The following is a 21,399-nucleotide window of genomic DNA, read 5'->3' as shown; positions in this document are numbered from 1 at the left end:
TGAGTTCAGTCACACTTATAATATGCTTCAGCTTAACAACTTTGAGCAGGACTTCAGCCTGAAGAGCGACTTTAGTCGCTGACATTCATGTCCAAATCCACCTGCTTTAGCAGGTGGTCGTTTAAGAGGGGGATGATGAGAGGGTATTAGTCTGTAAATATACATATCTATTCGCAAATGGCTTTTCGATTCCACAGCCAATAAGTTAATTGAGGAGGGGGGGATGTTGGGGCATAAAGTAGAAATATCCGAGGTCATTGAATTCTCGGATGATTTGAAAACGGTGTTAAAAGGTATTTTATCAAATCAAACCTGACCACTGTTGACGAAAGCATTGATATGATGACGGCCATGGATACTTTTTCCGGAAAGACAGCAAAGGAAGCCAAACATTATTTTAGTGACCTTCATAAAACAGTTATAGAATCGTTTGACAGGTTATTTACTGATCTTGATGATCATTTGAAGAAACATCTGCAGACATTCCAATCAAGAGTTGATGTCAGTGAGTCTGCGGTTATTGAAAGTAACTATTTAAAGAATATCGAACAGGATGTAAGTGATGATTACGACCGTTTGAGCAAGGAACAGGAAGCTGTCAGGCAAACTATTGCTAGTGTGTCAGATATTTGCAGTGCCAGTCACCCTGATAATGTAGGAGAAGAAATGGTAGAAAACGATGAACAACTAGCAAAGGTAAGTGGACCACAAGTGATGCGTGCTTAAGGAGGGTAATGAATGCCGAATAAAGTGGATATATCTGAGGTGGCCGATTTTTCGAATGACTTGAAAGATGCTTCCGCCGACTTTCGATCTCAGTTAGACGAAGTAAAAAAAAGTATCGAAACGATTAATGGCATGCGTTCATTTTCCGGCGAGGCAGCCAAAGAGGCGAAACAATATTTTGGCGAACTGCATGTAACGCTATTGGAATCCTTTCAGGGGTTGTTTGATGACCTTGAGGAAAATTTGCAGCAGCATATTAAGACATTCGGATCGAAGGTGGACGGCAGTGATTCTGCCATCATTAAGAGCGATTATTTACAAGATGTCAAAGAAGACATTAATGATGTATTTGAGGATTTAACGAAACAGGACGAAATCATCCATGACACAATCGCGAAAGTGTCCGATATTTCCTCCGCTACGCCCCCATCTTTTTCGGATGTTGACGAGAGGAAAAAAAAGACGATAAAGAAAGGCTGTTGACCAAAATCTATGGTTGACAAATTAGATGTCATTTTGACGTCAGCAGTCGCTTCGGAAAAACACTACGCTTTCCGTGGGCTTGTCCTCAGCCTCCTCGAAAAAGAAGGTCGCTTTTTCTGCGGGGTCTTCACACTGCGCATTCCCACAGGAGTCTCCGTGTTTTTCCTCCGCTAGCTAGTTTCACTACTATATTCACTCATTCATTTCAACCATAGATTTTGGTGTTGACCCTAAAGAAAATAAGAGAATTGGATGAAGATTTATCCTCGTTCAATAGTGAAGGCGATGAAACAGATGTGAAAGCAATCATGCTTCAGATTGAGACGGCGATGAGCAATGCCAAAACGAGTGAAGGGAAAGCGCGGTTTGCGTATTTTGAAGGGGCGTCTCAAGGTAGTGAGCTAGCGAAATTACAGGACTATAATGCGGATAAAAAAGAAGAGCAGATGGAACAGGCTAAGGATGTCAGAGATAGTGTGCTCCAAGATCAAAATAATCCTTCATCAAGAGATGTTGTGAATAAAGCTTATCAGGAATTTAAAAATGGGGATATAACGTATGATCGGTACACCGCTATTTTGGACTCAGTTAAAAATACAAGTGGGAATATGAGTGAAGAAAAGATAAAAGAGAATACAACAGAGAGTTTTATAGAATACTTGGAAGACCGCGGAATGCTGGAAGATTATTTAGAGGAACATGAGACGGTTGCGAAATATGTTGTAGATAGCATGCCTTCAATGCTTACGCAATATGTTAAGGGAAGCGTCCCTATTTTCCTTAAAAAATTAGGATATGATCAGCTAAAGTTAGCCGAAAAGCTGATGGAAAGCGATGAAATAGCGAAACAAGTGGCAAATAAGAGCGACCCCAAGTTTTCTAAGGAAATAATGAAAACACTTAAAAAATCCGATGACTTTTACAAATATGCTAAATACTTAAAAGGAGCCGGTTGGGTACTTGGAGGTGCAGGCTACATTTATGGTGCGTATGATGATGTTAAACATAACGGTAAGACGGTAGGGCAAGCGGTTGCTCATGGTGGGGCATCACTCGCAATTGCGGTTGGAATTGGATTGGCCATTTCCCCTGCCGGATGGGCCTTGGCAGCTGGCATCGGAGCGTCAGTGTTTTTTGAATTCTTGTATGATCACAATGTTCTTGGTCTCCAAAATGGTTTGGATAGAGTAGGCGATAAATTAAGTGAGTGGGGAAGCAATCTGACAGATGCAGTAGGTGAAGCGGTCAAAAGTCCTGTGATTGCAGCTATCAATCCTTTTGATTGATAGATAATACCGGATGGTACCGGAAAGGATAGGAGATTGTTTTCATGACTGGCGAAGTAAAGCATTTAGCGAACAATGAACGATACCGAATTTTAATAATTGATGGGGAAACTTACATCATGGACATAGAACGATCCTTTTGGAGAATTATTTTTCCTTTTTTCTTTTGGCTGTTCCCGAATCACGTGTTTAAAGTTGAGGACCAGGCTCTTGTGGAACAGCTGCAGACCGAAAAGATGGAAAGAACAGGGGTGTCTGGTAGGGCTTCCATCATAGGAACCGCCTATGCGGGCGGTGTGTTCTTATCCCCCTTAATGAATTATTTTAACATCCCCATGTCTCCACTGGTTAATATAGCACTGCTGATTCCTGCTTTAATATTGGTTGGCTTATTATATTTTACTTTTAGTCATAACCGTAAAAAGAAATTGGGTGATGTTATTGAACTTGAATCACTTCCAATGAAGAAGTTATGGATCCGACCGGGTTCTGTCAAGCAGTTTTTTAATGTATTCCTAAGCTATGTATTTCTTTTGGGAATTTGTGTGTTTTTTTTTCTGGGATATGTTGAAACTCGAAATATCATGGGGTTAATCATTACATCGGGATTATTATTAGGATTTTTAATGATTAATCGTAAAGCGGTTCAGGAAGGAACTGCTACTGTGAAATTTAAAGGATAGAGAGTAAGCAAAAAGTATATGATGCAAGGTTTTTTATATTAAACAGAGGAGAATTTCTATGTTACCAATTGGAAAACAGATTGGCGCGTGATTTGGACAGACGTACTTTTGAATCCCGTGAGCCTTTTCATGAACTTTATAATTCCGTGAATAAAGCTGTTACAGCAGAACAAATCCTTAACAGACAACATGGAATCCGCTGGCAAATGAAAGTCGATAAAAAGAGACAAAAGGTTCGCAGCCAAGTGAACGGTAAATATCTGTTACAATAGTATGGCATTAGTCTGCTTTTGACGGGTGCTGCGTTTCTCATGTTTTATTGGTCAGATGATGATGGAAATACACCTATGCTTGTCGTTTCGTTCATCTTGTATCCTTTCGCAAAAGTCATATGGGATGTTCTGTTGGGATTTCGACTAAGGTATAAAATGGACAAAGACGAGTCATCTGTTTCCATGTTTTTTTACAGATTCATTTTTTTATTCACATATTACTATACCTTTTCAGTCTTGTTGTTGCGCCATTTGGCATTCTTTATTATATTTTTATAGCCATCGTCATCAAGCCATGAAAAGAAGAAGTGGAGTAGATACAAAATCCTCAAGTAAAAGGTCATTTTCTATGCGTTTTGTCATTTTTCCACTGAATGTTTTCGTTATGCAGGTGCTTGCCTTTATTCTGCTCGCCCTGGAAATCGAGAACTTTCTAGTATTAGCAGCCCTTATGTTATACGGTGTGACTTTTTCTGTTTATGTCGCTTTTTATCCTGACAGTAGAAGTTACTTTTCAAGTCTGGTTGCGTATTTATGGCGAATCGGCATTTGTTTTTTTATTCAATCTTTTGTGTTCTCATGGAACGTGAAAGACGAGAATACCGAAACCGTTGCTTTATTTCTAATTTCGCTTCCACTGTTTTTGCTGCCAAGTTACTTCTTTTATTTATGGGGGAAGGGAAGTTTGCGTCGGCTGGTGTATCGTCTGTTCAATAAAAGTCAAGATGAACCTTCTCGAGAGGCCAGGGCAGATGCTCTGTCCTTTAAAAAGAGATGACAAGTCCGCATCAGGGAGGCGGCCACGTGACACGCCATGTGATGGGGAACCTACATCTAACATAGAACGATCCATTTGGAGGGCCAGTTCTACCTATGGCTTTGTTGGCTATAATCATCGCTGACTACTGAAGAATGTGGAAGTTGTGAGCAATTCTGATCAGGCAATATTTTTACTAACAATTCACCTCAAAACAGCTATGATATACATAAAACAAGTAAAATAGAGTTTCACAAGGGAGGTTCGGCATGAAACATGTTAGGTGGATAATTATTTTGATGTCTGTTATAGCAGTTATTCTAAGCGGCTGTTCTAATGATGCCGCATCCACTGATGGACAGGAGAAAGAAAAATCAGCTGAAAAGGAAGAACCTAATATACCTGAAGCTGCTAATAATGCAGAAGAGATGGCTGATGAAGGTCCGGGTAAGTTATTTACAACAGGTAAGATGGGTACTGAAAAATTGGATCAGGAGTTAGAGGCACTTCCGGAAAATGTCAATGCTGAAGAAGCATATAACTACCTGACTTATCTGATGGCGGCGGATTATGATTCTGCTCTCAAAAAGTACGAAGAATTTGATCCGACTTTTACAATGGGTGACGCTCCGGCAAATGGAGATAGTGATGAAACGCAGGAAGAGGAGAAAAAGAAGCAGCATGTGGCATTGTTAATGGATGCGAGTGGCAGTATGGGCGGGCATGTGAATGGTGAAGTGAAAATGACGGCAGCCAAAGATGCATTGAAACAATTTGTGTCTGATTTGCCGGAAGATGCTCAAGTGATGCTTCGTGTATATGGCCATAAGGGTACTGGAAGCGATGCTGATAAAGAAATGTCGTGCAATAGTTCGGAAGTCGTTTATCCATTAGATACATATGATAGGCAATCGTTTGACAGCGCGCTTTCCGAGTTTGAACCGGCTGGCTGGACGCCATTGGCAGCATCAGTCAAGGCAGCTGAAAAAGACTTGAAAAAACAATCAGGCGATAATACTAAGAGTATCGTCTATATCATCAGTGATGGCGAAGAGACATGTGGCGGTGATCCGGTGAAAGCAGCCAGCCAGCTGCATGAATCCGGGATTGCGGCAGCTGTGAATATTATCGGGTTTGATGTTGGAAATAAAGCACAGGAGCAACTTAGAGAGGTTGCTGAAGCAGGCGGCGGTGAATTTACTAATGTTAAATCGAGCGAAGATATGCTTGAAGCGGCCGAAAATAATATCAGTGAAGCATTACAAACAGCTGAAATGAACATGTGGAGTGCGATGGAATCGACTGATATAAGATGGGATGCGATCCATAAAAAGGATGATGTGGATGCCATTGCTTCCGAATTCGATGATGTCATAGCAAAAGAGCATGGTTTATATATGGATGGGTTTGAACGGCTTCAAGAATCAGAAAAAATCAGTGAAGAAACAGCTGATAAATTGAGGGAACGAATTGAGAAGCGTGAAGAAAAACTGTTGAATTTTAATGATGGCAAAAGAAAGGAATTAAGGGATAAAGTCGAGGATGAAAGACAGAAAACGATTGAGATGATAGATGAGAAGAGAGAGAAATCAAGTGAGTGAACAGCCCTTATTTGGCATCCCCAACCTATCAAGGAAGACGCCATCTGGCATCTTCCTTGATTTCTACAATACTTCCCTCAAAAACTCCCGTATTTCATCAGCTTCCATTTGTGATTCATGAAAAACATGTTCGATATGGCCCTTCTTTGATAGGTCCGCTTTACTAAGGGAAGCAAAGCGATTTTCCTGCATATGAATAACGATATATTTCTCCGGATCTTCTTCATTTTTCATAAAAGCAAAGTCATAGCGTTTCAGCTGACTCATAAAACTAATGTATCTGATTTCCTTCGTTACAACTTCATCTTTTAAATAGTCAAATTTTTCTTCCATAATCAGCACCTCAAACATTAGATATTTTCCTAACTATATCATGTTCCTGGGTGAAGTGTCAGACACCATGTCTCCCTGATCGGCAAATATGATATGATAAGTATAGAAGATGATGGAGGGTTAGCGATGTATTTTGTTGATCGAAAAAGGATTGAAGAGACACTGCAATTTATGGATGAACTGCTGAAGGAAATTGGCAAGCACTCGTTTAATACGTTTGCGGACAAGTTATATCTTGAACGCACCGTACATATGGTGATTGAATCAACACTTGATGTCGGCAACATGATGATTGATGGTTTTATTATGCGCGATCCGGGCAGTTTTGATGACATTATTGATATATTAGTTGATGAAAAAGTCATTCCTGAACATGAGGAAGTGGCTTACAAGGCGATTATTCAGCTGCGGAAAATGGTGGTTAAGGACTACCTGCAAATTGATCATCAATTGTTGGCTGATGCGCTTCGCAAGCATATAGATACATTGAAACGCTTTAGCTCACATATCAGACATTATTTGGATCATGAACTCGGCGTGGCTAACGCTTTTACCAATGAATAGTAGGAGATAGAGATATATGGATCGTTATAGTGCTTATTTGATTGATTTGGATGGAACAATGTATTGGGGGGATTCCCCGATTGAATTTGCTGCGGAATTTGTTGATACGTTGGCTTCCCGGAGGATTCCTTACTTGTTTTTAACGAATAATTCGTCCAAAACTCAAGCACAGGTTTCCGATAAATTACAGAAAATGAATATTCATTCCACGCCCGACCGTGTTTTCACCTCGAGCATGGCGACAGCCAAATATATCTCGCAGATGAAAAAAGGTGCACGCTGTTATGTTATTGGTGAAGAGGGGCTGCATGATGCCCTGATAAAAGAAGGACACGCGATTACCGAGGATAATTGTGATGTTGTCGTGATTGGGATCGACAGGGAAGTCACCTATGAAAAACTGTCCAAAGCTTGCAGGGGAGTACGTAACGGAGCGGCTCTCATTTCGACTAATGCTGATGCAGCGCTACCAACCGGGCGGGGACTGGAACCTGGTAATGGTGCTGTGACATCAGTGGTAACAGTCAGTACTGGTGTGCAGCCTACATTTATCGGGAAACCTGAATCCATCATTATGGAACAGGCGCTTGAGCAGATTGGAACTTCGAAAAAGGAGACGCTGATGGTTGGTGACAACTATCATACCGATATTTTGGCTGGGATCAATGCTGATATTGATACTTTAATGGTATTTACCGGCGTCACGCCGTATAATGACTTATCAGCTTTTGAAAAGAAGCCGACCTACCACGCACACAATTTAAAAGAGTGGATTGGTTTAATTTAAACAATATATGCAGCAGTTAAAAAAACCCGGCATTCGCGTCGCCTAATAGCGAATGTCGGGTTTTTGTTATAAGGTATTCCAAAATTGGATAACCAGCGGGAATTACAGCTTAATCAGTCATCAAGCAGTTCATCATCTGCTGAGGCATGTGCCAGACGGCTTGAAGCAGCAGCTGCGATCGCTCCGACGATATCATCAAGGAATGTGTGGCACTCGCCTGTCGATTTATCATTTAGATGTTTCAAAATACCCGGTTTCTGTTTGTCGATATAGCCGTAATTCGTAAATCCGATTGAACCATACACATTGACAATCGAAAACGCGACGATTTCATCGATTCCATACAAGCTTTCATCGGTTTCGATCGTTTGCTGAAGAGGTGTATCAAGTTTTTTTTCCTCAGCCAATTTGTCCAGCTGAATGCCGGTTAGTATGGCGTTCTGCACTTCGCGTTTTCCCAACACTTGTTCAACGTTGAACTGACAGTCTTCCATACTTAAATTGTCATGGTAATCGGCCTGCAGATAATAGACGAGATCGGCTATATTTTCAATGGTGACACCGCGTTCCGAGAGCCATTCTCGTGCTTTCATTTCCAATTTGGTTCTAGTCGTATTATTATCCATTATTATCACCTTTTCTTTTAATTAGTTAAAATGAAGAGTTTCCAAGCATATATATTAAAGTAATAGGAGAGAAAGGAGTGACCATATTGAGGGATTTTCTGGCGGCAAATTATGGTATTCATCCGCACGAAAAGACAGTTTTGGATGGCTGGGAAGGTTTTAAAGATGCCAATTATATTTATTTTACCATTTCTGCCAAGCAGAAGGAAGTGATACATATGGAACAAGCGGCATTAGCGTACTATTTAATGGAAAACAATTACACTCATATGTCCATACCCATTCCAAACAGCCAGGGCGAGTGGTATACGAAATATAATGGTCAATACTACATGATATTGCGGGTTAATAATACTTCTACCGAGAACCAGGCTACACATGGTGAGCAGCTGGCCGCTTTCCATATAACCGGTTCATTATATCAATATGAACCTCAGACCATTTCAAGTTATGGTCAATGGAAGACATTATGGATCGAAAAGATGGAAGCATTTGAAAAAGCTATCGAATTGGAAGCAAAAAATCATTGGGATGCTTATGACGGAATGCTGATGGACTTCTTGCCATATATCATAGGCATAAGTGAGAATGCCATCCAGTATATGCAGGAAAGCGAGACGGAGCAGCGATTTCATGAGAGTGACCAGAGCACCATTGTATTCAGCCGGTATCGGAGTCAGCTAAGGCATCGTATGCTATGGATGAATGATTTGGCGTTTGACCATCCGAGCCGTGATCTTGCGGAGTATATCCGTTTGAAACTCATTGAAAAAGATGATCCAATGACCGAAATCCGTTCCTTTTTGGATGATTACCAGCGCGTGCGGCCGTTATCAATCCTTGGATGGCGATTGTTGTATGCCCGTTTGCTGTACCCCATCCATGTATTTGATGTCATTGAACGCGGTTTTTCAGTTGATGATCGTGGGTCTGTTCATACTGAGCTTTCAGACATTATTAAGCAGCAGTCAGTTTATGAAAAAAGACTTGGATTATTTTTTGAAAATGCCGGCATTGATTGTGAGAGATTACAGATTCCTGTGTTACACTGGCTTTAATAGGATGTTCAAAACATCTCGTTTGGGGGATTTGAACACGTACTTTAATAGATAAAGCTTATGGACTGGAGTGTTGATACAATGAAACCCGTTATTTACGTAACCAGGAAAGTACCTGATGAGGTGCTACAGCCATACCAGGATTTGTTTGAATGGCGTATGTGGGAAAAAGAGGATGTGCCGGTACCCCGGGATGTGTTGCTGAGGGAAGTTGCTTCAGCGGATGGTGTGTTATGTTTGCTGACAGAAACGGTTGACCGTGAGTTCCTTGCCGCCGGTAAAAATTTAAAGATTGTAGCAAATATGGCGGTCGGTTATGACAACATTGATGTGGAAGCTGCCCATGAACATGGCGTTGTTGTGACGAACACACCTGATGTTTTGACAGAAACAACAGCGGACTTGACGTTTGCATTAATGATGGCAACAGCGCGGCGTTTGATCGAAGCCGCTGATTATATTCGGGAAGGCAAGTGGGAGTATTGGACACCTTATCTGTTGGCGGGGTCTGATATTCATGGTAAAACAATCGGTATAGTGGGAATGGGCAGAATAGGTGAAGCGGTAGCCAGGCGCGCCAAGGGATTTGGCATGTCCATTCTCTATCATAACCGCTCAAGGAAAGAGAATGTGGAACGGGAGCTGGGAGCTGATTATCGAGATTTTCCGGAACTGCTGCAAGAGGCAGATTTTATCATTTCACTAACGCCATTAACGAAACAGACCTCGAAAATGTTTAATCAGGAGGCTTTCAATATGATGAAATCTTCCGCAATATTTGTCAATGCCTCCCGCGGCGGGACGGTGGATGAGCAAGCATTGTATGACGCTTTGACCAATAATGACATTCGGGCGGCAGGTCTTGATGTGTTTGTAAACGAGCCGATCTCCCCGGAACATCCGCTTGTGGAGCTTGAAAATGTTGTTTGTCTACCGCATATCGGTTCGGCAAGTGCAGCGACCCGAACAGAAATGCTGGAGCTTTGTCTTGATAATCTGAAAGCTGTGGTTAATGGGTATGATGCGATCACCCCGGTCAAATGAAAAAAGGCAGACATTTTGGGTCTGCCTTTTTTCCTATATAGCTAAATTATTAAAATACTTGTTCAATTTCTGTCACGCCGGGCACTTCGGATCTTAGTGCACGTTCGATTCCGGCTTTCAGTGTGATAGTGGAACTTGGACAGTTGCCGCAAGCACCCATGAGACGAATAAGTACAATGCCATCATCATCCACATCAATCAGTTCAACGTCGCCGCCGTCACGCAATAAAAACGGCCGAAGTTTAGTCAATACTTCCTGCACTTGCTCTTGCATTATCCATCTTCTCCTTTCCGGGATTGGAAAAAATTGTTCATCTATTGATCCCGCTTCTTCTTATTACCATTATAAAATGGATATCTTAAAAAATCTATCCATTAGTTTTAAATTCGTAATTACTTTTATTTTATCTTTAAACGGGCTTTTTGTAAAATGAATTTAGCTGAGTTGATATTCGAACTTAAGGGGGATCGAAATGGATAATAATATTTTGATTACAGTTTACGGGGCTGAACAAATCTGTGCCAGCTGCGTTGGTGCGCCGGGCTCGAAAGACACGTATGAATGGCTGCAGGCTGCTATCAGCAGAAAATATATCAATGACAACATGTCGTATGAGTACATTGACATTGAAAACCCGCCGAACAATAGAAAACACCGGGAATTGGCGGAGCGGATTTTAGATGATGAATATTTTTATCCGCTTGTTCTCATTAATGATAATATCGTTGCTGAGGGCATTCCCAGGTTAAAATCAATTTACAGAGAACTGGACAAAAACGGTGCGGTAGTTCAGTCTTAGTGTGTTCAGGTCGTCAGCATTGATTCATCATCTTATAGTTTGTATACTTGATAGTAACAATTAAATTGACTCATCTTTATAAAGAGGAGGACATATATATGGTTATTTCAATTACAGATGGTGCAGCAGACCAGGTTAAAGAAATGATGAAAGAGGAGGAAGCGGGTGCTCGTCTGCGCTTTGGCATACAAGGCGGCGGCTGCAGCGGATTGTCATACTCACTTGGGTTTGATCACGAGGTTAATGAGGATCTGGACATGGTTGAAGACATAAATGGAATACCGGTTGTCATGAACAAGCAGGATGTACCGATCGTTGAAGGAACAACTATTGACTTTAAGCAGAACATGATGGGCGGCGGGTTTTCGATCGATAATCCGAATGCCATTGTATCATGTGGCTGCGGATCGTCATTTAGAACAGACCGTCGTCAAGGCGCACCGGAAAAATGCTAAACAGTTAATTATTGTTTCACTGCCGTATTTGCTCTGTACCGATGCAAATGCGGTTTTTTTAACGTTAGAAAGTATAAATGATGGATGACCTTATAAGAAAAGCTTCGGCATTCGCTATAAGACGAGGCGAATGCCGAGTTTTTCTAAGACTTTTTAGCAACGAGGATCTGTTCTGTCCGTGAAACCCAGGCTCAGGCGGATCCTCACTTCCGTTATTTACTTCTGTAGCGTCCCCGTTAATCCGTCGTTTGGGATTGGTCCCAGGTTTTCAATTTAAAACATTGCTGTTGAGTGTCTTGGCTGGATGCGAGCGTTTGGATCAATGTATTGTTTGGCGTTGTTAATCGCCGTCGGTCCCTCCCCAAAGCCGGTTGCGATCAGATTGACTTTCCCGGGGTAGGTCGTAATGTCACCCGCTGCATAAATACCCGGGATATTGGTTTCCATTCGTGAATTGACTACAATACTGTTTTTATCAATAGTAAGGCCCCAGTCTTTAATTGAACCAAGCGTCGAAACAAAACCATAATTGCAAAGCACTGAGTCAACATTGACATCTATCGTTGAATCACCCTTAGCCTCATTCAGTGTAACATTTTCAATCTTTCCATTACCGCTGATGTCAGCAGGTATATAAGGCGTTACGATGTCAATATTGGAATTGAACAGTTGTTCAACACTGTGTTCATGTGCCCTGAACTTATCCCGACGATGCACCAGTGTTACTTTTTCGGCAATAGGTTCAAGCATTAATGCCCAATCCACTGCCGAATCGCCACCGCCCAGGAGCATAACGTGTTGCCCCTGATAGGCGTTCATATCTTTCACATGATAATGCAGATTAATGCCTTCATATTGATCACAGCCATCAACATTCAAACGACGCGGCTGAAACGCACCATTGCCCGCTGTAATGATCATTGTTTTAGTATAATGTTCCTCACCGTTATTGGAGGTTAATTTGAATGTATCATCTTCAAGACGCTCCACTGTTTCAACTGATTGTCCCAGAACAATTGTTGGATCAAACATTTTCGCCTGTTCTTCCAGGTTGTCCACTAAATCCTGGGCACGGACTTTCGGAAATCCAGCAACATCATATATATATTTCTCTGGATATAGGGCAGTCAGCTGCCCGCCAGTATGTGGTAAGCTTTCCATTATTTTAACGCTTGCCTGACGCATTCCGCCATAAAAAGCGGTGAATAAGCCTGTGGGACCGGCTCCAATAATGGTTATATCGAATACTTTATCTGACATGGATGTCCCCCCGTTGAATTGTTTTCAAAATACACCATGCCTATCGTACCACAATCACGGTCCGTATGTGTATTGATTAAACTGACTGATTGGAAACCTGTGACTTATCGATATACTAAGCATCAAAAAATGATCTTGAAACATAATCTGAAAAAGAATAGTATATTAATTGGTTTACAGTTGTGTAACAAATCTTTTTCATGTTAATTTGATTTTTGCTGTAAAAATATACAAAAAGAAATGGTAAAGATGGAAGTGATGATATCATGAAGAAACCGGACATTGTCATTTTAGGCGCCGGCTATGGGGGAATTATGACTGCAGTTAAACTGCAGAAAAAGCTTAATATGAATGAAGCTACTATAACACTTGTTAATAAATACGACTATCATTATCAAACCACCTGGCTGCACGAAAATGCAGCTGGCACACTGCATCATGATCGAACAAGAATCCCTATTAAGGATGTCGTTGACACCGATAAAGTCCACTTTGTAATGGACACTGTCGTTTCAATAAAACCTGAAAAAAAGAAAGTGAAACTGGAAAATGGGGAGTTATATTACGATATCCTTGTCATTGGTTTAGGTTTTGAGACAGCTACTTTTGGCATACCAGGTCTGAAGGAGAATGCATTCACGATTGAAAATATCAATAGTGCCCGCCTCATCAAAGACCACCTGGAATATAACTTTGCCATGTATCAATATGAAGATGAAAAAAACCACGGCAGGCTTAATATTGTTGTCGGCGGCGGTGGATTTACCGGAGTGGGATATCTTGGTGAATTGGCAAACCGGATACCGGCGCTTTGTGAAGAATATGATATTAACAAGTCAATTGTACGAATTATCAACATCGAAGGAGAGTCAACCGTTTTACCGGGATTCGACCCACAGCTGACAGAATATGCGATGAGTTCACTTGAGTCACGTGGGGTTGAATTCATAACGGGAGCTGTGCTAAAAGAATGTAAACCTGATCGTATCATATATGAAAAGGATGGAAGAGAAATGGAAATCCCGACCTATACAACGGTCTGGGCTGCAGGTGTGCGTGCTAACACCATTGTGGAGGAATCTGGATTTGAGCATAATCATGGTAAGATTGAAGTGCGTCATGATTTGCGCGCACCCGATTATGATGACGTGTTTGCGATAGGTGATTGTGCCTTGATTATCGATGAAAAAACGGATTCACCTTATCCGTCCACTGCACAAATGGCTGTCCAGCAATCCGAAACGGTTGCTCATAATATTATGTCCCTTGTACAGGAAACTGGCGAACTGGATGAATATAAACCTCATCTGCTTGGAACCGTCACCTCGCTTGGCAACAACGATGCCATTGGCGACGTGTTAAATAATCGAAAAATGTTTGGAATGAAAGCCGTGATTATGAAAAAAATTATCGATAATCGTTATCTGTTGAAACTGGGTGGGGTTGGGCTGTTGATGCGAAAAGGAAAATTCAATATTTTTTACTAAGCCGATAAGAAGTGTTCACTGCCTTTGCTTTTTCTTATATTTATTATAAAATGATGGCTGTATGCATAGGTGAAGGGAGATACAGCGTTGATACAATTTGTTGTTTCCATAATATTGTTTTTTGTCATTTTTTTTGGATTGGCCTTTATACTAAATATGCTTCTGCGCCGCACATGGCTTATGGCCTTTATTTATCCGATTATTGTTTTGATGATCGTTGATAATATATCCACAATGGCGTATTTTACAGCGCCTGGTGAGTCGTTTATTGCAGCATTTTCCGGATTGATGAAAATAACCATAGCCGATATTAGTATTTTAACTGCAGGATTTGCCGGAACGATTGTTTCAGGATTTGTCATTAAATTTTTGCGAAAGAGCGGCTATCAGATGTTTTAATCCTATCAGGGCTAAAAGCGTTGGTTCTTAAGAATAAGAACCAGCGCCTTTTTATTTTTTATAACGTCAAAAAGTATAAAATGGTTGACCTTATAAGAAAAGCTTCGGCATTCGCTATAAGACGAGGCGAATGCCGAGTTTTTCTAACAGGTGAGAAGCCCCCTGCTTGGAACAAAGCGCAGGGTAAATACAGGCAGGTAGTTCAATATTCTGATTACTTTTTATATTTAATCGTATATAAATTTATTTTTTGGTAACACTGTCCAAGTAGGCAGTTGTTTCATGGTAATAGTCTGCCAGAACAGATAATCTGGTTATACCAGTAAAAATCACAATACTGCCGGAAAGGTGTTATCATTGAATAAACTTACTGTATTGAGACGATTGATTTTGCCACTCTTATGTTTGGGAGCATTATTTGTAACATTTTCTTCGATCTCTAATGTTTCCAATAAAGATGTGAAAGCCTGGGTGATTGAAAATAAGACAACTTCAGACGATATGACATCCGCTCGAGCCAAGCATAAAGATGTCACGCTAAAGGAAAAAGAATTGAATGTAGAAGAAAAGCCGGAAAGATATATTTCAAGTGAACATATTGAAGGTCCCAAAACATTGGAAGAGTATGTAAATACGGAGCAATATCCGAGTGCGACCGTTATGGCAACTGGCTATACTGCCGGAGTGGAATCGACCGGCAAAACGCCTGATCATCCGGAATATGGAGTGACCTATTCAGGCGTGCAAGTTCAACGTGATTTGTACTCGACGATTGCAGCGGATTTGGACGTTTTTCCGATTGGGACAATCTTATATATTCCAGGCTACGGCTATGGGGTTGTCGCGGATAAAGGTAGCGCCATTAATGGAAACAAAATCGATTTGTATTATGAAACGGTTGAAGACGTTTATTCCGAGTGGGGCAAGAAAGAAGTTGATGTTTATATTATTAAAAAAGGTGACGGAAAGCTGACTGCAGAAGTATTGAATGACCTGAATGAAAATGAATCGATGCAAGTCTTCCGGAACCAAATTAACGAATAGGTATAAAACCGCTTTACAATGAGGTAAAGCGGTTTTCTGGGTTGATAGATAATAGACCTGAATCATATGACCCCCTGGGAAACAGGATTATTAATGAAGGCAGTCCTTTAGAACTGATGAAGAATGAAAGCAATAGCTATACCGGATAGTCCGCCGAAGAATACTTCAATCGGCTGATGGCCAAGCAATTCCTTTAGTTGTTTACGTTTTTGATATAATTCCTTCCGATTCCAGTCTTTTGCACCTTCCATAAAATACTGAAAATCCTCGACCAATTGGTTAACCACAATTGCCTGCTCGCCTGCCTGTCTTCGAACACCGGAAGCATCAAACATGATGATCACACTGAAAACAGATGAGACAGCGAACATGATGGAATCCACGCCGTCTACAATACCAACACCAGTGGTCAATGCAGCGACTGCGGCAGAATGGCTGCTTGGCATGCCGCCTGTTGAAAAAGCAAGGCCGGGTTTGAACTCTTTTGTCGCAATTAATCGGATCGGAATTTTCACCACTTGAGCGAAAACTATGGCAGATAGTGCTGACCATAACGGGAAGTTTGCAAAAAAATCCATAAATGCGGGAACATCCTCTCTGTAACTATTCTTTTGCACTTTGCTGAATATATTTTAGCATACCCTATGCTTGTTTGAATAAAGAAAGGATGAAGGCATTTATATCATTTTAAACTTTCGGGACGAGGAGCCATCTGGAGGGGACGCGCTTTGCCAAACTAACCATAAACAAGGCAGCCAGAAAGGTGAGGCCTGCATCCTTTATCAAAAATGGGATCATGCTCAGCCAAGCAGCACTGTAGGTAATGTGTAGTCCAAGCCAGGTGTTCATGGCTATATACATGTAGGATACCCCGATTCCATAGTTGAACACCAAACCGGCAATTGACGCCAGTCCATACGTTAAGATAGACGATTTGTTGCTTCGTTCAACGATCAATCCGGTAAAAAAGGCTACGAAAATAAATGATATAATGAATCCGCCGGTCGGGGAGATGAGCTGTATGGGACCTGCTTTCATTTGGGCAAAAACCGGGATACCGGCTACCCCGACTAAAATATAGGTTATGATGGAAATGGCTCCAAGCCTTTTACCGAGCATCAAGCCGGCAATGGTTGCAAAAAAAGTCTGCAACGATATTGGCACGGTCATACCCCCAATAGGAAGGGCAAGCATCGGAAACCAAACTGAGATATTTGCCCCAATGGCCATCAAGCAAACAAAGACAGCGCCAAATGTTAAATCAATCGTGCGTAGTTTTTTCAATTTTAACCCTCCTTGTATACACAGATAATAAATATAGTCACAATTAATGTCAACCCTTTATAAATTCAGTTGACATTAACTATAAGAAAAACTCGGCATTTGCCTCGTCTTATTGCGAATGCCGAAGCTTTTCTTATAAGGTCATCCATCATTTATACTTTCTGACGTTATAAAAAAGCAGCCTTTGTGATCGAAAGGCTGCCTGTCTTATGCATGCTCCTGTGGCAATGGGAGATAACTTATTTGTTGCTCCTCACTTGATAGCCGTGTCAAGGGCTACTTTCATCATGTCATGGAAGGTGGTTTGGCGTTCTTCGGCTGTTGTTTCTTCACCGGTCAGAATATGGTCGGATACTGTCAGGACGGTAAGTGCCTGACGGTTGAATTTTGCCGCAAGTGTATACAATGCTGTTGTTTCCATCTCAACTGCCAGTACATTATAGCCTGCCAGCAGCTCATTCACTTCTTTAGCATTGTCACGGTAGAACGTATCACTTGTGAACACGTTACCAACACGTAAATTCAGCCCCTGTTCCTTGCCGGTATCATATGCATTTTTCAGTAATTCGAAATCGGCCAGGGGTGCATAATCAATACCATTAAAAATCATCCGGTTCATCTGTGAGTCGGTTGTCGCACCCTGAGCCAGAATAACATCACGGACGTTGACATCGCTTTGGATAGCACCACATGTACCCACGCGAATCAATTTCTGCACATCATATTCCTGAATTAATTCATTAGCATAAATTGAAATGGATGGTACGCCCATACCAGTTCCCTGCACAGAGATTCGTTCGCCTTTATAAGTGCCGGTGTAACCATTCATGCCGCGCACCTGGTTATATTGCGTCGTGTTTTCCAAAAAGGTTTCCGCAATGAATTTTGCTCTCAGAGGGTCTCCGGGCAGCAAAATTTTATCAGCAATGTCCCCTTTGTTGGCTTCTATATGTACACTCATGCTTTCGCCTCCTGAATACAAATTAATTCAAAGTTACGGTACCATATCGATTGTACAAAGACAAATTTCACGAAAATGACAAAGGATTTTCAGCATTTTTATTTCAAAATACGTCATAATTGTTTATAATAATACTGATGTATCGTATTTCAACACAGTGGGATACATACGTTAGGAATTAATTTTTGGAAGGATGAAAAGCAATGCAGGAAAAAACGTTCACAATTACAGCGGATACCGGGGTGCACGCACGTCCGGCAACATTACTTGTAAACAAAGCAGGGCAATTTGAATCAGAAATTGAAATTTCATATAATGACAAAGATGTTAACCTTAAATCCATTATGGGTGTCATGTCATTGGGAATCCCGAAAGGCGCAGAAGTTAAAATTACTGCAAACGGCGGGGATGAAGAAGAAGCGATCAAGGGTGTTACTGAGGTTGTAAACGAACATTTGGGCGAATAATAATCCTGTCCTTGATTATGAAATGACGGGGCTGGGGAAAGCGATCCACCAGCTCTGTTTTCATTGTCCTGTTTACAATGGGGAGTACCCCGTAAACATGGACTGTTTATCCCCTTAAATGTTAGCTCCCGCCCGGGGACGTGCAACAATGGTAAATCGCTCCGTTGAAAAACATTTCGCTCTATCTATAATAACTTTTCGTATAGGCGTGTTCTTCCAGATCTACTATTTGTTTAAGGGACGCTTTGTTAAACGCTGTATCCTTTTGTGAAAGATTCGCTTTTATCGCTGCGAGGGCTTCCTGCAGTGATGTGTGATAATCCGGCACTTTCCCGTCATAGCGTTTAACAGCCGATTTGGCTACATTCATTTTTTCGTAGTGGGCAAGCGCCTTTCGCTGCTGGAAAAGTACATCTTCTGTTTCGCCTGGATTGTGCAAGTCACCTTGTGTCGGGTGCTTCACTACGGCATGAACTTTTACTAAGTAGCGTTCACCGCGATCCTCGAGCGCTTCACCTATGTATTTACCTGAATTATATTTCACTTCTACAATATCTCCAATGGAAATGGCCATATTTCCTAACCTCCTTTTATACCATTGTGCCAAACTTGGTATAGATTCGGCAATCGTTAGGTATTGACATGAGTTTTCTTGAATGCTGCAATCACGTTAAAGGAAGTGGTTTCTATGATGGAATTTTTGTATTTTCCGGAAGATAAAACGGAATATATACCCGCAGTCATTGTGCTCGTTATATTTATGCTCGGTGCGGTACTGGCCATGTATTTTTTTATTAAGCATTCTAAGAAAGAAGCCAAAAAAGTAGAGGAACAATATCAGGATAAACTAGATGAGGATCATGATTGAAACAGGTTTATTTTATTTATAAGCCTGTTTATTTTTTGATTCACTTGCAGATACTGAAAATAAAGCATCTGCAAAGGAGCAGAATTCATGAAGAAGGTACTATGGGTTATGTTAATGATAGGATTAATGACAGCCTGTCAGCAAGGAAATAATGAAACATCCCGGACGGTTGATATGTATAATTCATCAGGTGATATGATCGGAACCGTCAAATTGACAGAAGGGGATGATGGTGTCGATTTCAAAGTGAAGCTTGAAGGGCTTGAGCCTGGCTATCACGGAATTCATGTTCATGAGTATCCGAAATGTGACCAGCCGGATTTTACCACAGCAGGTAACCACTTTAATCCGGATGGCAATGAGCATGGACTGATGCACCCGGAAGGCTCCCATCTCGGTGATTTGCCAAATATAGAAGCAGACGCGGGAGGGCTCGTGAACGCTGAGTTGACACTCCCGGAAGCTACATTGATGGAAGGAAAAAAATCGCTGCTTGCCGGTGAAGGAACTTCTCTCATTATCCATGATAAACAAGATGACGGGGTTAGTCAGCCTGGAGGCGAATCAGGTCCCAGAGTAGCATGCGGTCTTATCGCCAAGGATGAGAAGCAGTCATCAGAAACCCCGACTGATCCGACTGATTTTAACGAGAAGCAGGAAGAATAGATGCTGGGCTGAAAAGGTGGGAATCAAGACGATGGAGAGTATTAGCAGAAATCCAAAAAAAAGAGTGGTTCGACCATATGTTGAACCACTCTTTTCCTGATTTATCTGTTGTGAGCGGCATCGATAAGCCGCTTGACGCCTTCTTCCAACGTTTCACGCGGACATGCGATGTTCATACGCATAAACAATTCGCCCTCATCACCATAATCTATACCGGCGTTAAGACCGACTTTAGCTGTTTCATTCATAAATGTCTTTAAGCCTTTGCTGTCAAGCTGGAGCTTGCTGCAGTTGATCCACAGCAGATAAGTGCCTTCCGGCCGGGTAACAGAGAATACATCAGTATGTTCTTCCAGCATGCGGATGACATAATCTTTATGTTCCTGCAGCACTTCGCGGAGTTCATCAAGCCATTCTTCACCATATCGATAGGCGGCTTCCAAGGCTGTATTGCCCATGGTGTTCAGCATATTATGACCTTGTTTCAGTAGCTGAGCATTCAATGTCTCTCTTGTCTTTTCATCAGACGTAATGATATAGGATGCCTGCAGTCCGGCCAGGTTGAATGTTTTGGACGGAGACATAAAGGTAATGGTTTTGGCAGTGATGTCCGCTGATAAAGAAGCGATCGGAATATGCGTTTCACCCGGATAAACCAGATCGGCATGGATTTCATCAGATAATATCAGCACATCATATTCCAGGCAAAGCTGTGCCATTTTCCGCAGCTCTTCTTTTTTCCAGACTCTCCCGATTGGGTTATGCGGTGAGCACAGAATAAATGCTGATACCCCTTGCTTCAGTTTTTCTTCAAAATCGTCAAAGTCGATAGAATAATAGTTATTGTTTTGTTTAAGTGGGTTTTTTACGACTTCCCGATCATGTGATTCGATCACACTGTAAAAAGGAGTATAGACGGGTGTTTGAACTAGAATATTATCGCCTGGTTCAGTGAAAGCCTGCACAGCCATATGTAAGCTGGCTACGACACCGGGGCTGAATGACAGCCATTCCTTGTCGATTTTCCAGTTATGGCGTTTGGCAACCCAGTTGATAATCGGATCTTTGACATCATCATCAATGATCGTGTATCCGTATATCCCATGTTTTGCACGCTCAATTAAAGCATCATTGACAGCCTGCGGTGCTTTGAAATCCATATCAGCTACCCACATTGGCAGAACATCATCTGATTGAAACATGGCATGACGCATATCCCATTTAACCGATCGGGTATTAATACGGTTATTAACCTTTTTAAAAGTTCCCATTGTTGAACCTCCTAAATTTATATATGACATCAGGGCACAACCACTATTATAAGGCATTACTTCAAAAAGGTTAATGGATTAAGCTTTTTTTGATTAGAAAAACCGGGCAAAGTGCGGCCCAGTCCTTTTTTCTATCTTCGTTAGAGAAAATCCGATAATTTGTATTTTTTGTATTCCTGTCCATGTATGCCTTTATAATATGCCGGATACATCTCTC

At 41.4% G+C, this 21,399-nt stretch carries 27 protein-coding genes; 18 read left to right on the top strand and 9 right to left on the bottom strand.

Going from position 1 to position 21,399, the window contains the following annotated elements; translation table 11 throughout:
• Window positions 1-339: 339 nt before the first annotated feature.
• The 6 genes from IEW67_RS14995 (at window position 340) to IEW67_RS14970 (ending at window position 5,808) form a co-directional block, all read left to right on the top strand.
• Window positions 340-726, top strand: a complete 387-nt coding sequence (locus IEW67_RS14995; protein ID WP_188633898.1) for a T7SS effector LXG polymorphic toxin — start codon at window positions 340-342, stop codon at window positions 724-726.
• A gap of 12 nt (window positions 727-738) precedes the next feature.
• Window positions 739-1,209 carry a T7SS effector LXG polymorphic toxin gene (locus IEW67_RS14990; protein ID WP_188633897.1) on the top strand — a complete coding sequence of 157 codons (471 nt, stop codon included), beginning with the start codon at window positions 739-741 and terminating at the stop codon, window positions 1,207-1,209.
• A 248-nt stretch (window positions 1,210-1,457) separates the two neighbouring features.
• The gene (locus IEW67_RS14985) at window positions 1,458-2,495 is read left to right on the top strand and encodes a hypothetical protein (protein ID WP_188633896.1); all 1,038 of its coding nucleotides are present in this window, start codon (window positions 1,458-1,460) and stop codon (window positions 2,493-2,495) included.
• 44 nt (window positions 2,496-2,539) lie between these two features.
• Entirely contained in the window at window positions 2,540-3,178 is a 639-nt protein-coding gene (locus IEW67_RS14980) for a DUF443 family protein (RefSeq protein ID WP_188633895.1), read from the top strand.
• Window positions 3,179-3,799: 621 nt separating this feature from the next.
• Window positions 3,800-4,228 (top strand): hypothetical protein, encoded by a 429-nt coding sequence (locus tag IEW67_RS14975; RefSeq protein WP_188633894.1) that lies wholly within the window; start codon window positions 3,800-3,802, stop codon window positions 4,226-4,228.
• Window positions 4,229-4,476: 248 nt separating this feature from the next.
• Window positions 4,477-5,808, top strand: coding sequence for a vWA domain-containing protein (locus IEW67_RS14970; protein ID WP_188633893.1), 1,332 nt, complete (start codon window positions 4,477-4,479; stop codon window positions 5,806-5,808).
• Between the two features lie 63 nt (window positions 5,809-5,871).
• Here IEW67_RS14970 and IEW67_RS14965 read toward each other — a convergent pair whose 3' ends face one another.
• A complete protein-coding gene (locus IEW67_RS14965) occupies window positions 5,872-6,141 on the bottom strand; it encodes an SAV0927 family protein (protein ID WP_188633900.1) in 270 nt (89 codons plus the stop codon).
• A gap of 126 nt (window positions 6,142-6,267) precedes the next feature.
• Here IEW67_RS14965 and IEW67_RS14960 point away from each other — a divergent pair, with 126 nt between their 5' ends.
• Together IEW67_RS14960 and nucF are read left to right on the top strand one after the other, a co-directional pair.
• Entirely contained in the window at window positions 6,268-6,705 is a 438-nt protein-coding gene (locus tag IEW67_RS14960; RefSeq protein ID WP_188633892.1) for a DUF86 domain-containing protein, read from the top strand.
• Window positions 6,706-6,721: 16 nt separating this feature from the next.
• Entirely contained in the window at window positions 6,722-7,492 is a 771-nt protein-coding gene (gene nucF / locus IEW67_RS14955) for a 5' nucleotidase NucF (protein WP_188633891.1), read from the top strand.
• Window positions 7,493-7,605: 113 nt separating this feature from the next.
• Here nucF and IEW67_RS14950 read toward each other — a convergent pair whose 3' ends face one another.
• Window positions 7,606-8,118 carry a phosphatidylglycerophosphatase A family protein gene (locus tag IEW67_RS14950; RefSeq protein WP_188633890.1) on the bottom strand — a complete coding sequence of 171 codons (513 nt, stop codon included), beginning with the start codon at window positions 8,116-8,118 and terminating at the stop codon, window positions 7,606-7,608.
• A gap of 77 nt (window positions 8,119-8,195) precedes the next feature.
• On the opposite strand from IEW67_RS14950, the gene IEW67_RS14945 reads away from it, so the two are divergent.
• Both IEW67_RS14945 and IEW67_RS14940 read left to right on the top strand, forming a co-directional pair.
• Window positions 8,196-9,176 carry a YutH/CotS family kinase-like spore coat protein gene (locus tag IEW67_RS14945; protein WP_229671882.1) on the top strand — a complete coding sequence of 327 codons (981 nt, stop codon included), beginning with the start codon at window positions 8,196-8,198 and terminating at the stop codon, window positions 9,174-9,176.
• A gap of 81 nt (window positions 9,177-9,257) precedes the next feature.
• Complete coding sequence (locus tag IEW67_RS14940; protein ID WP_188633889.1) at window positions 9,258-10,220, top strand: 2-hydroxyacid dehydrogenase; 963 nt, start codon at window positions 9,258-9,260, stop codon at window positions 10,218-10,220.
• Window positions 10,221-10,269: 49 nt separating this feature from the next.
• On the opposite strand, the gene IEW67_RS14935 is transcribed toward IEW67_RS14940, so the two are convergent.
• A complete protein-coding gene (locus tag IEW67_RS14935) occupies window positions 10,270-10,494 on the bottom strand; it encodes a NifU family protein (RefSeq protein WP_135110106.1) in 225 nt (74 codons plus the stop codon).
• 199 nt (window positions 10,495-10,693) lie between these two features.
• Between IEW67_RS14935 and IEW67_RS14930 the strand changes: the two genes are divergently transcribed.
• Window positions 10,694-11,020 carry a YuzD family protein gene (locus tag IEW67_RS14930; protein WP_188633888.1) on the top strand — a complete coding sequence of 109 codons (327 nt, stop codon included), beginning with the start codon at window positions 10,694-10,696 and terminating at the stop codon, window positions 11,018-11,020.
• Between the two features lie 98 nt (window positions 11,021-11,118).
• The gene (locus IEW67_RS14925) at window positions 11,119-11,475 is read left to right on the top strand and encodes a HesB/IscA family protein (RefSeq protein WP_188633887.1); all 357 of its coding nucleotides are present in this window, start codon (window positions 11,119-11,121) and stop codon (window positions 11,473-11,475) included.
• A gap of 273 nt (window positions 11,476-11,748) precedes the next feature.
• Here IEW67_RS14925 and IEW67_RS14920 read toward each other — a convergent pair whose 3' ends face one another.
• The gene (locus IEW67_RS14920; protein WP_188633886.1) at window positions 11,749-12,735 is read right to left on the bottom strand and encodes an NAD(P)/FAD-dependent oxidoreductase; all 987 of its coding nucleotides are present in this window, start codon (window positions 12,733-12,735) and stop codon (window positions 11,749-11,751) included.
• A 266-nt stretch (window positions 12,736-13,001) separates the two neighbouring features.
• Here IEW67_RS14920 and IEW67_RS14915 point away from each other — a divergent pair, with 266 nt between their 5' ends.
• The 3 genes from IEW67_RS14915 (at window position 13,002) to spsC (ending at window position 15,665) form a co-directional block, all read left to right on the top strand.
• A complete protein-coding gene (locus IEW67_RS14915) occupies window positions 13,002-14,222 on the top strand; it encodes an NAD(P)/FAD-dependent oxidoreductase (RefSeq protein ID WP_188633885.1) in 1,221 nt (406 codons plus the stop codon).
• A gap of 87 nt (window positions 14,223-14,309) precedes the next feature.
• Window positions 14,310-14,621: a YuiB family protein gene (locus IEW67_RS14910; protein WP_188633884.1), complete on the top strand. Its 312-nt coding sequence runs from the start codon at window positions 14,310-14,312 to the stop codon at window positions 14,619-14,621.
• Between the two features lie 357 nt (window positions 14,622-14,978).
• Window positions 14,979-15,665, top strand: a complete 687-nt coding sequence (gene spsC, locus IEW67_RS14905; RefSeq protein WP_188633883.1) for a stationary phase survival protein SpsC — start codon at window positions 14,979-14,981, stop codon at window positions 15,663-15,665.
• Between the two features lie 107 nt (window positions 15,666-15,772).
• On the opposite strand, the gene IEW67_RS14900 is transcribed toward spsC, so the two are convergent.
• From IEW67_RS14900 to deoD, 3 genes are all read right to left on the bottom strand, one after another.
• On the bottom strand, window positions 15,773-16,243 hold the full coding sequence (locus IEW67_RS14900) for a divergent PAP2 family protein (protein WP_188633882.1): 471 nt from the start codon (window positions 16,241-16,243) through the stop codon (window positions 15,773-15,775).
• 109 nt (window positions 16,244-16,352) lie between these two features.
• Window positions 16,353-16,949: a biotin transporter BioY gene (locus tag IEW67_RS14895; protein WP_188633881.1), complete on the bottom strand. Its 597-nt coding sequence runs from the start codon at window positions 16,947-16,949 to the stop codon at window positions 16,353-16,355.
• 253 nt (window positions 16,950-17,202) lie between these two features.
• A complete protein-coding gene (gene deoD / locus IEW67_RS14890) occupies window positions 17,203-17,910 on the bottom strand; it encodes a purine-nucleoside phosphorylase (RefSeq protein ID WP_188633880.1) in 708 nt (235 codons plus the stop codon).
• A gap of 203 nt (window positions 17,911-18,113) precedes the next feature.
• Between deoD and IEW67_RS14885 the strand changes: the two genes are divergently transcribed.
• Window positions 18,114-18,377 carry a phosphocarrier protein HPr gene (locus IEW67_RS14885; RefSeq protein ID WP_188633879.1) on the top strand — a complete coding sequence of 88 codons (264 nt, stop codon included), beginning with the start codon at window positions 18,114-18,116 and terminating at the stop codon, window positions 18,375-18,377.
• A 181-nt stretch (window positions 18,378-18,558) separates the two neighbouring features.
• On the opposite strand, the gene kapB is transcribed toward IEW67_RS14885, so the two are convergent.
• Window positions 18,559-18,951: a kinase-associated lipoprotein KapB gene (gene kapB, locus IEW67_RS14880; protein ID WP_188633878.1), complete on the bottom strand. Its 393-nt coding sequence runs from the start codon at window positions 18,949-18,951 to the stop codon at window positions 18,559-18,561.
• Between the two features lie 114 nt (window positions 18,952-19,065).
• On the opposite strand from kapB, the gene IEW67_RS14875 reads away from it, so the two are divergent.
• Both IEW67_RS14875 and IEW67_RS14870 read left to right on the top strand, forming a co-directional pair.
• The gene (locus tag IEW67_RS14875) at window positions 19,066-19,245 is read left to right on the top strand and encodes a hypothetical protein (protein ID WP_188633877.1); all 180 of its coding nucleotides are present in this window, start codon (window positions 19,066-19,068) and stop codon (window positions 19,243-19,245) included.
• Window positions 19,246-19,332: 87 nt separating this feature from the next.
• Window positions 19,333-19,911, top strand: a complete 579-nt coding sequence (locus IEW67_RS14870; RefSeq protein ID WP_188633876.1) for a superoxide dismutase family protein — start codon at window positions 19,333-19,335, stop codon at window positions 19,909-19,911.
• Between the two features lie 101 nt (window positions 19,912-20,012).
• On the opposite strand, the gene IEW67_RS14865 is transcribed toward IEW67_RS14870, so the two are convergent.
• Window positions 20,013-21,182 carry a MalY/PatB family protein gene (locus IEW67_RS14865; protein ID WP_188633875.1) on the bottom strand — a complete coding sequence of 390 codons (1,170 nt, stop codon included), beginning with the start codon at window positions 21,180-21,182 and terminating at the stop codon, window positions 20,013-20,015.
• Between the last annotated feature and the right edge of the window lie 217 nt (window positions 21,183-21,399).

Origin of the sequence: Lentibacillus kapialis, from assembly GCF_014646635.1 — a bacterium.
GTDB lineage: Bacteria > Bacillota > Bacilli > Bacillales > Amphibacillaceae > Lentibacillus > Lentibacillus kapialis.
The sequence above is the reverse complement of the archived record's forward strand: the minus strand, read 5'-3'. Positions and strand labels throughout refer to the sequence as shown.

Excerpts from the sequence above, each read along its gene's own strand:
- IEW67_RS14885 (WP_188633879.1), top strand. The coding sequence starts at position 18,114 with ATGCAGGAAAAAACGTTCACAATTACAGCGGATACCGGGGTGCACGCA.
- IEW67_RS14875 (WP_188633877.1), top strand. The coding sequence starts at position 19,066 with ATGATGGAATTTTTGTATTTTCCGGAAGATAAAACGGAATATATACCC.
- IEW67_RS14950 (WP_188633890.1), bottom strand. The coding sequence starts at position 8,118 with ATGGATAATAATACGACTAGAACCAAATTGGAAATGAAAGCACGAGAA.
- IEW67_RS14900 (WP_188633882.1), bottom strand. The coding sequence starts at position 16,243 with ATGGATTTTTTTGCAAACTTCCCGTTATGGTCAGCACTATCTGCCATA.
- IEW67_RS14935 (WP_135110106.1), bottom strand. The coding sequence starts at position 10,494 with ATGCAAGAGCAAGTGCAGGAAGTATTGACTAAACTTCGGCCGTTTTTA.
- IEW67_RS14915 (WP_188633885.1), top strand. The coding sequence starts at position 13,002 with ATGAAGAAACCGGACATTGTCATTTTAGGCGCCGGCTATGGGGGAATT.
- IEW67_RS14930 (WP_188633888.1), top strand. The coding sequence starts at position 10,694 with ATGGATAATAATATTTTGATTACAGTTTACGGGGCTGAACAAATCTGT.
- nucF (WP_188633891.1), top strand. The coding sequence starts at position 6,722 with ATGGATCGTTATAGTGCTTATTTGATTGATTTGGATGGAACAATGTAT.
- deoD (WP_188633880.1), bottom strand. The coding sequence starts at position 17,910 with ATGAGTGTACATATAGAAGCCAACAAAGGGGACATTGCTGATAAAATT.
- IEW67_RS14925 (WP_188633887.1), top strand. The coding sequence starts at position 11,119 with ATGGTTATTTCAATTACAGATGGTGCAGCAGACCAGGTTAAAGAAATG.
- IEW67_RS14870 (WP_188633876.1), top strand. The coding sequence starts at position 19,333 with ATGAAGAAGGTACTATGGGTTATGTTAATGATAGGATTAATGACAGCC.
- IEW67_RS14940 (WP_188633889.1), top strand. The coding sequence starts at position 9,258 with ATGAAACCCGTTATTTACGTAACCAGGAAAGTACCTGATGAGGTGCTA.
- IEW67_RS14980 (WP_188633895.1), top strand. The coding sequence starts at position 2,540 with ATGACTGGCGAAGTAAAGCATTTAGCGAACAATGAACGATACCGAATT.
- IEW67_RS14965 (WP_188633900.1), bottom strand. The coding sequence starts at position 6,141 with ATGGAAGAAAAATTTGACTATTTAAAAGATGAAGTTGTAACGAAGGAA.
- IEW67_RS14975 (WP_188633894.1), top strand. The coding sequence starts at position 3,800 with ATGCGTTTTGTCATTTTTCCACTGAATGTTTTCGTTATGCAGGTGCTT.
- IEW67_RS14990 (WP_188633897.1), top strand. The coding sequence starts at position 739 with ATGCCGAATAAAGTGGATATATCTGAGGTGGCCGATTTTTCGAATGAC.
- IEW67_RS14865 (WP_188633875.1), bottom strand. The coding sequence starts at position 21,182 with ATGGGAACTTTTAAAAAGGTTAATAACCGTATTAATACCCGATCGGTT.
- IEW67_RS14995 (WP_188633898.1), top strand. The coding sequence starts at position 340 with ATGATGACGGCCATGGATACTTTTTCCGGAAAGACAGCAAAGGAAGCC.
- IEW67_RS14920 (WP_188633886.1), bottom strand. The coding sequence starts at position 12,735 with ATGTCAGATAAAGTATTCGATATAACCATTATTGGAGCCGGTCCCACA.
- IEW67_RS14970 (WP_188633893.1), top strand. The coding sequence starts at position 4,477 with ATGAAACATGTTAGGTGGATAATTATTTTGATGTCTGTTATAGCAGTT.
- kapB (WP_188633878.1), bottom strand. The coding sequence starts at position 18,951 with ATGGCCATTTCCATTGGAGATATTGTAGAAGTGAAATATAATTCAGGT.
- IEW67_RS14960 (WP_188633892.1), top strand. The coding sequence starts at position 6,268 with ATGTATTTTGTTGATCGAAAAAGGATTGAAGAGACACTGCAATTTATG.